Raw genomic sequence first — 12,218 nt, 5'->3', positions numbered from 1 at the left:
GACCGCGGCCCGGACCGGGCGCTATGCCTCGCTGAGTGTCATCGCGTGGCGGTCCAGGAACGCCCCCACCCCCGCCGCCCGCCGCTGCGGCAGCAGCACCCTCGCCGTGTCCGACAGCATCGACTGGATGCGCGAGGACTGGACCCGGTCCAGCAGGTCCAGCACCTGGTGGCCCGCCTCCGCCGCCTCGTCCGGTGCGCCCGCCCGCGCAAGGTCCGCCGCCAGTTCGGCCCGGTACAGCGCCAGGTTGCGCGTGAAGCGGCGGTCCTGGAGCGCCGCCGCCCGGCGGGCGTGGCGGGCCGCTCGCGACCATTCGCCGAGCGCCGACCAGCACTGTGCCTGGAGCGCCTCCAGCTCCGGCTCCCCGAAGAACGACATCCACTCCGGGTCCGCGTCCGTCACGCCCAGATCGAAGTACGAGTGCGCCCGCGACAGCGACTGCTCGCAGCTCGTGCGGTCGCCGAGCCCCGCCCAGCCGCCCGCCTCCCGAAGTGAGAGCAGCGAGAGCAGTCGTGGCGAGGCCAGCTGCCGCGCGGCGCGCTGCCCGGCCTGCGCCGAGCGCACCGCCTCGCGGTACCGCCCCGCGTCCCGCGCCAGGAACGACGTATTGCAGAAGGCGTGTGCCTCAAGGGCGGGGTCGCCCGCGACCCGCGCTGTCGCCAGCGCCTCCGCGTAGTGCGAGCGGGCGTCGTCGAAGCGGCCCGAGTCATGGGCCAACCAGCCCACCGAGATGGCGAGTTCGCCCGCTCCGGCGTGCAGTCGGCCGGCGGTCGAGGCGCGGGCCGTCGTCCCCGCGTCGAGCAACGCGTACGCGGCCCGCAGCGGCTGCGCGGCCCGCTGGTAGAGCCCGTCCGCGCCGTGCCGGTCGTCGAGCAGCCGGATCCGTCGTACCGCCTCTTCGACGGCGCTCACCTCCGCCTCGCCGACTCGCCGCTGTGCGGGCACGGTGCCGGAGAGGCCGGGTGTGGAGCCGGGCCTGCCGGGTACGGGCCCGAGTCCGAGCCCGAGGGACGCGGCCGCCACCGTGGCGGAGCCGCTCGTCATGAATGCGCGACGCAGCACGTCGCTCTCCTCGTCGAAGTCGCTGTCACTGTTGCCGTCGAAGGGGCAGAAGGGATGAGCCGGCACGAGCGGCCGGCCCCGGCTGCCCCGTACTTGTTCCCGCGCCGTGAAGCCCAAATCCGCCAGCGTCAGACCGGGGAACATGTGCAGGAACACCCGCTCGTACGCGTAGTTCGGACAGCGAATCTCGCCGGCCTCGACGCGCCCGATGTAGCGGGCATCGCAGGAGACCTGCTCACCGATCTCGCGAGCGGCCTTGCGTACTGCCGCCGCGAACTCTCCGGGCGAGCGTTGCCCGCGCAGTCCGCGGAAGGCGAGGTTGGGAACTGCCCGTGATGCCTGTGACGACGACGCCATGGCCGAGCCCTCTCTTGGTGCAGCCGTGTTCCGGCGGAGCAAGAACGTACCGGCTGTGACGGGCCGCGCACGCAGAGTTTGCCTACAAAAGGGATATGTCCCCCTCGATCTGCCATGAACTGCCATCCTTTGCGGCGGCGTGCCGCCGTAGCCATTGACGCCAACGGGCGTTGAACCATGCGGAGACCCGCTACGTGTCTCCACTCGAGCGAGGAGGGGATCCCCTTGTTGGAGGTCGGCATGGAGAACAGCGTCAACGGCGCCCCACGGAGGACTGCGACGACGGCGACGACTGCTCGGCACACGCCCACCCAGGACAGCAGCGCACCACCCGGGGACGGCGCCGCTGCCGAACCCTGTGATCTGGTGACCGTCCCCGCCCGGCAGGGCCTCGAGGCGGTGGACATCCTGCGCCGGGCGGACGCTCCGGCCGTCGGCCCGGTTCTCCACGACGGCGCCTGCGACACTCTCGGCTTCCTCGTGCCGCCCGGCACCGCAGACGGCTGGGACATGCCGGGAAGTGCCTGTACGCAGACGTCGGGGCGCGGTCTGCGCATCCCGGCCGAGCCGCCGGTCACCGGCAGCGGCTGGCTGCTGCCGCCGGACGACGCCGACCCGGTCACCGACCCCGCGGTCCTGCGCAAGGCGCTCGGCGAGGCGGCCCGCCTCATCGAGGCCGCCGACAACTGCAGCTGAGCCGCGGCCGCCGCCGAGCCGTGCACGACCGCCGAGCCGTGCACGCTGCTGAATCGTGCACGATGCCAAGCCGTGCCGGCCGCCGGGCCCTGCGCGGGCAGCCCACCCGGATCGGTGCCGATAATGGGCTGATGGCAAAAAGTAAACGGCGCGGCCGTACGGGCGGGGGCGGCAGCCCCGAACCCGTCGTCGAGCAGGTGGACGGCGGGCTGGCCGAGCTGATACCCGACCGCGAGCGCCCCCGCGCCTGGACGCTGCTCATCGACGGTGCGCCGCAGTCCCATGTCGACCTCGACGACCCCGCGTTTCTCTCCTTCGAGTACCAGCGCCGCCTCGGCCACATCGTCGATCTCGTCGCCCCGCCCGGCCGCCCCCTCCAGGTCGTCCACCTCGGTGGCGGAGCCTTCACGCTCGCCCGCTACATCGCCGCCACCCGCCCCCGATCCACCCAGCAGATCGTCGAGTTGGACGCCGGGCTGGTCCAACTGGTCCGCAAACAGCTCCCGCTGGACCCCACTGCGCGCATACGCGTCCGGTCCGGCGACGCCCGCGAGGGCCTCGGCAAGATCCCGGACGGCTGGGCGGACCTGGTCATCGCCGATGTCTTCAGCGGCGCCCGCACACCCGCGCATCTGACCAGTACGGAGTTCCTCACCGAGGTGCGAAGGGCCCTGAAGCCGGGCGGACACTACACAGCGAACCTCGCCGACGGTCCGCCGCTCGCCCATATCCGCGCCCAGGTCGCCACCGCCGCCGGCGTCTTCCCCGAACTCGCGCTCGCCGCGGACCCGACCGTGCTGCGCGGCCGCCGCTTCGGCAACGCCGTGCTCCTCGCCTCGGACGTACCGCTGCCGGTCGCCGAACTGACCCGCCGCGTCGCGAGCGACCCGCACCCCGGCCGGGTCGAACACGGAAGGGCACTCGCCGACTTCACGGGCGGCGCGGCCGCGGTCACCGACGCCAGCGCCAAGCCCTCACCCGTACCGCCACCGGCTGCGTTCCGCCAGCTCCGCTAGCGCTCGTCGAACTCGACCATCGGCGGGTGGCCGTTCCAGGTGCAGAACACCGAGACCTCGCGGCCGTTCTGCGTGAAGGTCACCCGGATCCACGACGGCTGCTTCCACACCTGCATCTGCCAGCCGGCGTCCGGGGTCGCCGAGACCAGCTCGGCCGAGACCTGGCCGATGTCGAAGACGACCCGGCCGCCGTCGACCGTGTAGCTCTTCACATTCCCGGACGTCGGCGTCGACGAGGGCGTCTTGGACGACGGCGGCTTCGTCCTGCTCGGCTTGGCGGCGGGAGACGTGTCCGACGGCTTACTGCTCTTGTCCGGCGCGGACGGCTTCGACGGCGAGGGGGTCGGCGGCCGTTGAGTGGAGGAGACCTGCGGCCTCGCTCCCTGCGTGGTGGCGCTGTCCGCGCTGATCGGCAGCGCGCGCGGCCGGTCGTACGCCGTCCCGGACATGACGGTATGGACGCCCCACCAGGACAGCGTCACCGCCGCGCCGGTGGACAGCGACCACGCCATGGCATGTACGAGTCCTCGATGCATCCGGGACATAGTGCACCACGCGCCCTGCGTCTGTCCTTAGGGGGACCCGGGTACTCCGGATGGCGTACGGTGCCGCCCATGGCAAGTGTGCTCGTGGTCGAGGACGACCAGTTCGTGCGCTCCGCCCTCATCCGGCACTTGACCGAGGCCTCCCACACGGTACGGAGCGTCGGTACGGCCCTCGAGGCGCTGCGCGAGGTGGCCCATTTCCGTTTCGACGTGGTCATTCTCGACCTCGGCCTGCCCGATCTGGACGGGTCCGAGGCGCTGAAGATGCTGCGCGGTATCACCGACGTGCCGGTCATCATCGCCACCGCGCGCGACGACGAGGCGGAGATCGTCCGGCTGCTCAACGACGGCGCCGACGACTACCTCATCAAACCGTTCTCGGTGGAGCATCTTTCGGCGCGGATGGCCGCCGTACTGCGCCGCTCGCGCGCCGCTGCCGGAGAGGCCCCGCCCTCGCGCGTCATCCAGGTCGGCGGGCTCTCCATCGATCCGCTGCGCCGTCAGGCCGACCTGGACGGCGCCGCCCTCGACCTGACCCGTCGCGAGTTCGACCTCCTGGCCTTCCTGGCCGGTCGGCCCGGCGTGGTCGTACCGCGCAAGGAACTGCTCGCCGAGGTCTGGCAGCAGAGTTACGGCGACGACCAGACCATTGACGTACATCTGTCCTGGCTGCGGCGGAAACTGGGCGAAACGGCGGCCAGGCCCCGGTACCTTCACACCCTGCGCGGAGTCGGCGTCAAGCTGGAGCCGCCGCACGGACCACAGCCGAACGTACCGCAGCCCAATGGGCCGCAGCCGAACGGTCAACAGCCAGGCGGACCACAGCCGAACGGACACCGGCCATGAGATGGGCACTCGTCAAGGTCTCCCTGGCCGTCACGGCGATGGTCGTGGTGGCCTTCGCCGTGCCGCTGGGGCTCGTCGTCCAGGAGATGGCCAAGGACAGGGCTCTCTCCAACGCCGAGCGGCAGGCCGCCGCCATCGGCCCCACCCTCTCCATCACCGCCGACCGCGATCCGCTGGAGCGGGCCGTCATGTCCACCCAGGCCGGTGCGGCCGGGCGGATGGCCGTGCACATCCCGGCCTCCGGCGAGGCGGGCAGCCAGCCGGTGAACATCGGCACCCGCCGGGCCGCACAGAAAGACCTGGAGGCCACGCAGCGGCTCGGCCGTGCCTCCATCACCGAGGTCACCGACGGCTCCGCGCTGCTCCAGCCGACCGCCATCAGCACCGGTCAGATCGCCGTCGTCGAGGTCTTCGTGCCCGAGGGCGAGGTCTCCAACGGCGTCGACACCGCCTGGCTGGTGCTCGCCGGCGTCGGCATCGCGCTCATAGTCGGCTCCGTCGCCGTCGCCGACCGGCTCGGCGTCCGGATGGTGCAGCCCGCCCAGCGGCTCGCGGGCGCCGCGCACGATCTGGGGGAGGGAAGGCTCGGCGCGCGCGTCCCGGAGGAGGGGCCGACCGAGCTGCGCTCCGCCGCCGTGGCCTTCAACTCCATGGCCGACCAGGTGGTCCAACTCCTCGCCAATGAGCGCGAGTTGGCAGCCGATCTCTCGCATCGGCTGCGTACGCCGCTCACCGTGCTGCGCCTCAACGCGGCCTCGCTCGGCGAGGGCCCGGCCGCCGACCAGACCCGGGCCGCGGTCGCCCAGCTCGAGCGCGAGGTCGACACGATCATCCGTACGGCACGGGAGGCCAAACCGCAGACCGCGGCAGTCGGTCCCGGTGCCGGCTGCGACGCGTCGGAGGTCGTCCGGGAGCGGATGGACTTCTGGTCGGCGCTCGCGGAGGACGAGGGCCGCAAGGTACGGGTCGCGGGTGTCGACCGTCCCGTACGTATCCCGGTCGCGCGCCCCGAACTGGCCGCCGCGCTCGACGCGCTGCTCGGCAATGTCTTCCGCCACACCGCGGAGGGGACGGCGTTCTCGGTCGACGTCCACAACGGCGAGGACGCGGTGATCGTCCTGGTCTCGGACGCGGGTCCGGGCATCACCGACCCCGAGGCGGCGATGGCCCGCGGCAACAGCGGTGGCCGGGACGGCTCGACGGGCCTCGGCCTGGACATCGTGCGCAGGGTGGCGGAGTCGACGGGCGGGGACGTACGGATCGGCCGTTCGGTGCTCGGCGGCACGGAGATACGGATCTGGATCGGGCTCGACGGCCGGGAGGGCGCGGGCGGTGAGCGCAGGCGCGGCCACCGCGGAACGGTCAAGCGCCGCAAGCGCGCGGGCCTGGTGCGGTGACCGCGATGCGTGACGGGGGCCGCAGCCCGTTCCGCCCCCGAGAACGAACCGAGTGGTCTCGACCATTAATCCGCTCCCATGCCTTCCTTAAGGCCGTCCTAAGAAGCTCAACCTCCGCCCTGAACCGGCCATTTGTCCGTTTCCAGGCCGCTAGCGTGCTGCCACACCCCCCACCCCCGTAACGCAGAGGCAGGCACGCAATGGGCAGCACTACGCACCGGCGCAGGGCGAGCGTCAGGACCAAGGCGGTCGGCGCGGTCGTCGCCGCCGCGGTGATCGGTGGCGCGGCGTTCGCGCTCACGGGCACGGCCCAGGCCGCCGCGGTGGGCGCCGCATACACCAAGACCAGCTCCTGGAACGGTGGTTACACCGGCCAGTACGTCATCGCCAATGACACCGACAAGGCGCAGTCGGGCTGGACGCTCGAATTCGATCTGCCCACGGGAACCACGATCGGTTCGCTGTGGAACGGTGAGCACACCGTCAAGGGGCAGCACGTCACGGTGACGCCCGCGAGCTGGAACAAGGAGATCGCGCCCGGCAAGTCGGTCACCGTCGGTTTCGTGACCTCCGCGAGCGGTACGGGTACGGCCGCCGACCCGACCTCCTGCACGATCAACAAGATCAAGTGTTCGGTCGACGACGGCGCGACGCCGCAGCCGAGCGGCCGGCCCACCGAGAAGCCCACGCCCACCCCGACGGCGACCGCCACCCCCACGCAGAAGCCCACACCCGCACCCACGCCCACCAACCCCACCCCGACGCCGACCGGAACCCCCGGCGGCGGCACCGCGGCAGGCGCCGGCTTCGCGCCGTACGTCGACACCTCGCTCTACCCGGCCTACGACCTGGTGGACACCGCGACCAAGGCCGGGATCAAGGAGTTCAACCTCGCCTTCATCACCTCCGGCGGCAGCTGCGCGCCGCTCTGGGGCGGCGTCACCGACCTCGCCAGCGACAAGGTGGCTTCCCAGATAGGCGCGCTGCGCGCCAAGGGCGGTGACGTCCGGGTCTCCTTCGGCGGCGCGGCGGGCTCCGAGCTCGGGCTCAAGTGCTCCTCCGCCGACGAGCTCGCGAAGGCGTACGGCAAGGTCATCGACGAGTACAAGCTCACCAAGGTCGACTTCGACATCGAGGGCGCCGCCCTGCCGGACACCGCCGCCAACACCCGCCGCTCGCAGGCGATCGCGCAGCTGCAGAAGTCCCACCCGGGGCTCGATGTCTCCTTCACCCTTCCGGTCATGCCCGAGGGCCTGACCCAGCCCGGCGTGGACCTGATCGCCGACGCCAAGAAGAACGGCGTGAAGGTCGACGCGGTCAACATCATGGCGATGGACTACGGACCGGCGTACAGCGGTGACATGGGCGACTACGCGATCCAGGCCGCGACGGCGACCCAGGCGCAGATCAAGGGCGTACTCGGACTCTCCGACGCCGCCGCGTGGAAGGCCGTCGCCGTCACGCCGATGATCGGCGTCAATGACGTCGCGACCGAGATCTTCAAGGTCGACGACGCGACTCAGCTGGTCGACTTCGCGAAGTCGAAGGGCCTCGGCTGGCTGGCGATGTGGTCCGCGGCCCGCGACAAGGCGTGCCCGGGCGGCGCGAAGAACACCGCGGACGCGACGTGCAGCTCGATCGTCCAGGAGCCGCTGGCCTTCACGAAGGCGTTCGCGGCCTTCAAGTAGGCACCACGAGCCACCCGCCCCCCACCCGCGCGTCCCGGCCGGACCTCCCCCCATCCGGCCGGGGCGCGCGCCCCTGCGTCGTCCTTCAGTGGCCGAGTACGGCGACGGCCCGGTCGAAGGCCGAGTCACGGCCCTTCGCGAACTCCTCGTCGGTGAAGACCGGTTCGCGCAGCTGCGGCGGGATTCCCGGGCCGTCGAACGTACCGCCCGAGCGGGTCAGGAACTCCTCGTTCGGCAGCCGGATCTGCCAGCCTCCGGGCAGCTTGCGCTCCATCGCGTCGGAGAACACGCCCTGCGTGTTCTCGCCGATCCGCACGGTCCGGCCGGGCCGCTCCATCAGCGCCTGTGTGAAGGTCTCGCCGGCACTGATGGTCGAGCCTCCGGTCAGCACCGCGATCGGGCCGGTGTACCGGGGTGCGGCCGCGCGCCGTACGTACTGCGGCTGCGGGCGGGTGAACCGGCTCGCGTCGGCGGGGTCGTTACGGGCCCGCTTGGCGTAGGCGAAGTACGGATGGCCGGTGAAGCGCCCGGCGAGCTGGAGCCCGAGCGAGTCGGAGCCGCCGCCGTTGATCCGCAGATCGATGATCAGGCCGCGCAGCCGGGCGGTGCTCGCGCGGGTGAAGATCGTGTCCAGAGCCTCATCCAGTACGGCGCTGTTGGCGGCGAAGTCGCTCGCCTCGGCGTAGCCGCCGAATCCGGAGATACGCAAGTAGCCTTGGCCGCCCGGCAGTTCGGCGTATCCGATCCTGCCGCGCGCGAACTTCCTGAGCTCGGTGCCCTTAAGATCGCGCTTCTCGATGTACGAGGTGACCTTGGTGTCCAGCTCCTCTCCGGGCATCACGGTGCCGGGCCGGGTCATGCCGAAGCGGCCGGTCTCGCCTGCGAACACGGCGACATGCGCGTCATGCAGCGGTGAGACCATCTCCCGGAAGACCGCGAAGAGTTCGGCGTCGGTGGTGCGCGGGCCGATTCGGGGGCGGTAGCGGTCCCGGACCGCCTGCCAGTCGATGCCCTTGGCGGCGAAGAAGGGGTAGTTCTCCTCGAAGGTCTGCCAGAAGACGTCGAAGGCGGCGACCGGTCCGCCGGGCTTCTCCTTGAGGCAGTCGGCGGGCAGGGCGGCGATGCGCCGCAGACCGCGGTCGCCGGGTGAGCCGTCGATATGCATCGCGGCCCGGTCGGGACGGCCCGTGGACCGTACGCCGAAGACATCGCCGCCTGCGTTGGCGTACCGGGCGGTTCCCCCCTGCCCGCCCGCGCGCCCGGCCGAAACGCCCTTGATGCAGCTGACGCCGGTGACCTGGTACTCCTGCAGCCGGCTCCCGTCCAGCGAGAACACCTCGCCGTAGCCGTCGACCTGCCACACACCGGCGGGCGGCTGCGGCGGCTGCGACGGCCGCGCGCCGGCGGGGGCGAGCGGCAGGGCCACGCTCGCGGTCACGGCCAGCAGCGCCGCCGCCGCGATCGTCCTGCAGATGGTGCCCGAACCACTCCTGAGCTGCATGATGGTGCCTTCCCCTTACGTCGTCCCACGTCGTCGATCACGTACCACCACGATCGACGGTCCGACCTGTCGGGGACATCCCGCTGTCCGGTCACTCCGGGGTGGGGAAAACCCCCACGACTTTTGAGTGATGTGTGGCGGCACCTCGTATTGATGGGCATGAACGAGACGGTTGTCCCGATCACTCCTGTCGCCGCCAAAACCCGCCAAGTCCCGCGTAGGGCCGCGTTCTTCGACGTGGGCGGCACGCTGGTGCGGCGGGCACTGTGGAACGAGCCCGGCCTCACCGCGTATCTGCGGCACGCGGTGGCGGGCGATCTGATGGTGCTGGTCTCCAGCTCTCCGCTGCCCGTGGTGGCGCCGCTGGCCGCGCGTCTGGGCGCGGACGAGATGCTGACGTGCACGCGGGGCCACGGGAAGGGGTACGCCGCGCGCACGCTGATGCGGGAGTACGGCTTCGACCCGGCGGACTGCTCGGCGTACGCGGACGAGGCGGCCGACCTCGCCCTGCTGACCGAGGTCGGCAACCCGGTGGTCGTGGGTGACGATCCGGTGCTGCTGCGTCACGCCCGACGGGGTACGTGGAGAGTGCTCAGCGACGACTGAGGTCGCCGGCCTTGACGTGTCCTGGAGCGTCACCGGATCCCTTTTGTGTGCAAGTGTCGCTTTGTCACGGCCGTGATCCTCTACCAGAGAGACAGTGTCTTGCGCTCACGTTGGCTGCTTGCACTCACGCTGATCGTCTTCGCGGGAGTGCTCCGCCCCGGTCCTGCCACGGCGGCGACCCTCACCGAGGACGAGCGGTTCTGGACGGCCGAGCGCATGGCGGACGCCGTATCTGCCGACGCGGACCAGTACGGGCCGAGGCGGGCGGACACGCCTGTCGGCACCAGGAACGGGACGTACTTCGGTGGCCTGCCGATGGTGGGCACGTTCTTCTACGACGGCAAGCCGTTCGGCGGCAGGGAGACATCCTGCACGGGCAGCGTCGTCCACAGCCGCGGGAAGGACCTGGTCCTCACCGCCGCCCACTGCGCCATCGGCCTCAAGAGCGCCACGCACCCCGTCTTCGTACCGCAGTACCGCCACGGATCCTCCGCCGCCGACCAGCCGAGTGGCGTCTTCGAGGTGAAGAGGATCTTCGTCGACCCGAGGTACCGGCAGAACACGACGGAGCCCGTCTCCGATCTGGACTTCGCCTTCGCGCGGCTCGCGCCCAACGGCAAGGGCAAGGCCGAGAACGTCACCGGTTCACTCACCTTCACCCGGGCGTCCGGGTACCGCCACAGCCCCACCGTGATCGGCTATCCCGGCGACGAGGAGGTCAACAAGAAGCACCAGGCGCTCCGTTGCGATGTCACCACCTCCCGACTGCCCGGCTTCCGGCAGATGCAGATGGTCTGCGGCGGCTTTCACGGTGGGGTCTCCGGCGGTCCGTGGATCACGGACTACGACTCCCGCACCCGCACCGGCAAGGTCATCGGCAACACCGGCGGCTACAACGGCGGCGGAAACGACCAGAACGTCGACTGGATCACCTACTCACCGCTCTACGCAGCCGACGCGCAAGCCCTCTACGACGACGCCGTCGCGGGCACGAAGGACGCGGACATCAAGCGTCCGCCGTATGTGTCAGGCCTCGGGCAGCTCGGGCAGCCCGGGTAGCTCCGGCCGTTCCGTCAACTCCGGCAGCACTCCGGTCTGCGCCAGCGCGGCGTACCAGCGGGCGCTGGACTTGGGCGTACGGGTCTGGGTCTCGTAGTCGACGTAGACCGCGCCGAAGCGTTTGCCGTAGCCGTAGGACCACTCGAAGTTGTCCATCAGTGACCAGAGGAAGTAGCCGCGTACGTCCGCGCCGTCGGCGATCGCCCGGTGGACCGCCGAGAGATGGCCGTGCAGATAGCGGATGCGGTCGGGGTCGTGGACCGTGCCGTCGGCGGTCGGCTTGTCGACGTACGCGGCACCGTTCTCGGTGATCACCAGCGGTAGTCCCGGCGCCTCGCGGGTGTAGTGGAGCAGCAGGTCGTACAGCCCGGTCGGGTCGACCGACCAGCCCATCTCGGTGCGTTCGCCGGGCGGCTGGTGGAAGGAGACCGCGTCCGCGCCGGGCCACGGCGAGTGCTCGGCGGCGGCATGGCCGTCGCTGCGCTCGGCGTGACTGTCAGTGGCGTCCGATACAACTGCAGGTGCGTAGTAATTCAGTCCGAGCGAGTCCAGGGGGTGCTTGATGACGGCCAGATCGTCGCCGTGGACGAAGGACCAGTCGGTCAGAGCCGCCGTGTCCGCGAACAGATCCGGCGGATACGCGCCCTTGAGGAGCGGGCCCGCGAAGATCCGGTTCGCGAGCGCGTCGATACGGCGCTGGGCGTCCAGGTCACCGGGGCTCTGGCTCCTCGCCCTGACGACGCTCGGGTTGAGGCTGATGGAGAGCTTCGCGCGGGCGGGGAGCACGGAGCGCAGCGCCTGGGCGGCCAGGCCGTGGCCGAGGTTGAGATGGTGGGCGGCACGCAGGGCGGCGACCGGGTCGGTGCGGCCGGGTGCGTGGACCCCGGAGCCGTATCCGAGGAAGGCGCTGCACCAGGGCTCGTTGAGGGTGGTCCACATATCGACGTGGTCGCCGAGCGCTTCCCCGACGATACGGGCGTAGTCGGCGAAGCGGTGCGCGGTGTCCCGCTCCGGCCAGCCGCCCGCCGCCTCCAGCTCCTGGGGCAGATCCCAGTGGTAGAGGGTGAGCACGGGACGGATGCCGTGGTCGAGCAGATCGTCGACGAGGCCGCGGTAGAAGTCCAGGCCGCGCTGGACGGCGGGGCCGCGGCCGGTGGGCTGCACCCGCGGCCAGGAGACCGAGAAGCGGTACGCGTTGACGCCGAGGCCGGCCATCAGCTCGACGTCCTCGGCCCGGCGGTGGAAGTGGCCGACGGCCGTGTCCCCGGTGTCACCGCCCTCCACCTTGCCCGGCGTATGGCTGAAGGTGTCCCAGATCGACGGTGTGCGGCCGCCCTCGCGTACCGCGCCCTCGATCTGGTAGGCGGCGGTGGCGGTGCCCCACAGGAACGCGGGAGGAAAGGTCACAGGCATGACGGACATGTGTGTGCTCCCAACATGTGTGT

Annotated in this window: 11 protein-coding genes; 7 read left to right on the top strand and 4 right to left on the bottom strand. The window is 71.1% G+C overall.

Annotation, left to right across the window (positions count from 1 at the left end):
- Positions 1–21 precede the first annotated feature (21 nt).
- Positions 22–1,419 carry a tetratricopeptide repeat protein gene (locus tag AB0D12_RS25110; protein ID WP_362686980.1) on the bottom strand — a complete coding sequence of 466 codons (1,398 nt, stop codon included), beginning with the start codon at positions 1,417–1,419 and terminating at the stop codon, positions 22–24.
- Between the two features lie 240 nt (positions 1,420–1,659).
- On the opposite strand from AB0D12_RS25110, the gene AB0D12_RS25105 reads away from it, so the two are divergent.
- Together AB0D12_RS25105 and AB0D12_RS25100 are read left to right on the top strand one after the other, a co-directional pair.
- Complete coding sequence (locus AB0D12_RS25105) at positions 1,660–2,115, top strand: hypothetical protein (protein WP_362686977.1); 456 nt, start codon at positions 1,660–1,662, stop codon at positions 2,113–2,115.
- 131 nt (positions 2,116–2,246) lie between these two features.
- Entirely contained in the window at positions 2,247–3,131 is an 885-nt protein-coding gene (locus AB0D12_RS25100) for a fused MFS/spermidine synthase (RefSeq protein ID WP_362686974.1), read from the top strand.
- On the opposite strand, the gene AB0D12_RS25095 is transcribed toward AB0D12_RS25100, so the two are convergent.
- Positions 3,128–3,676 carry a hypothetical protein gene (locus AB0D12_RS25095; RefSeq protein ID WP_362686971.1) on the bottom strand — a complete coding sequence of 183 codons (549 nt, stop codon included), beginning with the start codon at positions 3,674–3,676 and terminating at the stop codon, positions 3,128–3,130. The two genes, AB0D12_RS25100 and AB0D12_RS25095, sit on opposite strands and share 4 nt — an antisense overlap.
- A gap of 69 nt (positions 3,677–3,745) precedes the next feature.
- Between AB0D12_RS25095 and AB0D12_RS25090 the strand changes: the two genes are divergently transcribed.
- The 3 genes from AB0D12_RS25090 (at position 3,746) to AB0D12_RS25080 (ending at position 7,607) form a co-directional block, all read left to right on the top strand.
- On the top strand, positions 3,746–4,522 hold the full coding sequence (locus AB0D12_RS25090) for a response regulator transcription factor (RefSeq protein ID WP_362686968.1): 777 nt from the start codon (positions 3,746–3,748) through the stop codon (positions 4,520–4,522).
- Positions 4,519–5,919 carry a HAMP domain-containing sensor histidine kinase gene (locus AB0D12_RS25085; protein ID WP_362686965.1) on the top strand — a complete coding sequence of 467 codons (1,401 nt, stop codon included), beginning with the start codon at positions 4,519–4,521 and terminating at the stop codon, positions 5,917–5,919. The genes AB0D12_RS25090 and AB0D12_RS25085 overlap by 4 nt, the downstream gene beginning before the upstream one ends.
- A gap of 200 nt (positions 5,920–6,119) precedes the next feature.
- Complete coding sequence (locus AB0D12_RS25080; protein ID WP_362686962.1) at positions 6,120–7,607, top strand: cellulose binding domain-containing protein; 1,488 nt, start codon at positions 6,120–6,122, stop codon at positions 7,605–7,607.
- Between the two features lie 85 nt (positions 7,608–7,692).
- On the opposite strand, the gene AB0D12_RS25075 is transcribed toward AB0D12_RS25080, so the two are convergent.
- Positions 7,693–9,108: a S41 family peptidase gene (locus AB0D12_RS25075; RefSeq protein WP_362686959.1), complete on the bottom strand. Its 1,416-nt coding sequence runs from the start codon at positions 9,106–9,108 to the stop codon at positions 7,693–7,695.
- 159 nt (positions 9,109–9,267) lie between these two features.
- Between AB0D12_RS25075 and AB0D12_RS25070 the strand changes: the two genes are divergently transcribed.
- On the top strand, positions 9,268–9,714 hold the full coding sequence (locus AB0D12_RS25070; protein WP_362686956.1) for a haloacid dehalogenase-like hydrolase: 447 nt from the start codon (positions 9,268–9,270) through the stop codon (positions 9,712–9,714).
- A 99-nt stretch (positions 9,715–9,813) separates the two neighbouring features.
- Complete coding sequence (locus AB0D12_RS25065; protein WP_362686953.1) at positions 9,814–10,773, top strand: trypsin-like serine protease; 960 nt, start codon at positions 9,814–9,816, stop codon at positions 10,771–10,773.
- On the opposite strand, the gene AB0D12_RS25060 is transcribed toward AB0D12_RS25065, so the two are convergent.
- Positions 10,741–12,186, bottom strand: a complete 1,446-nt coding sequence (locus AB0D12_RS25060) for a GH1 family beta-glucosidase (RefSeq protein ID WP_362687343.1) — start codon at positions 12,184–12,186, stop codon at positions 10,741–10,743. The two genes, AB0D12_RS25065 and AB0D12_RS25060, sit on opposite strands and share 33 nt — an antisense overlap.
- Between the last annotated feature and the right edge of the window lie 32 nt (positions 12,187–12,218).

Origin of the sequence: Streptomyces sp. NPDC048479 (genome assembly GCF_040651435.1) — a bacterium.
Classification (GTDB): domain Bacteria; phylum Actinomycetota; class Actinomycetes; order Streptomycetales; family Streptomycetaceae; genus Streptomyces.
The sequence above is the reverse complement of the archived record's forward strand: the minus strand, read 5'-3'. Positions and strand labels throughout refer to the sequence as shown.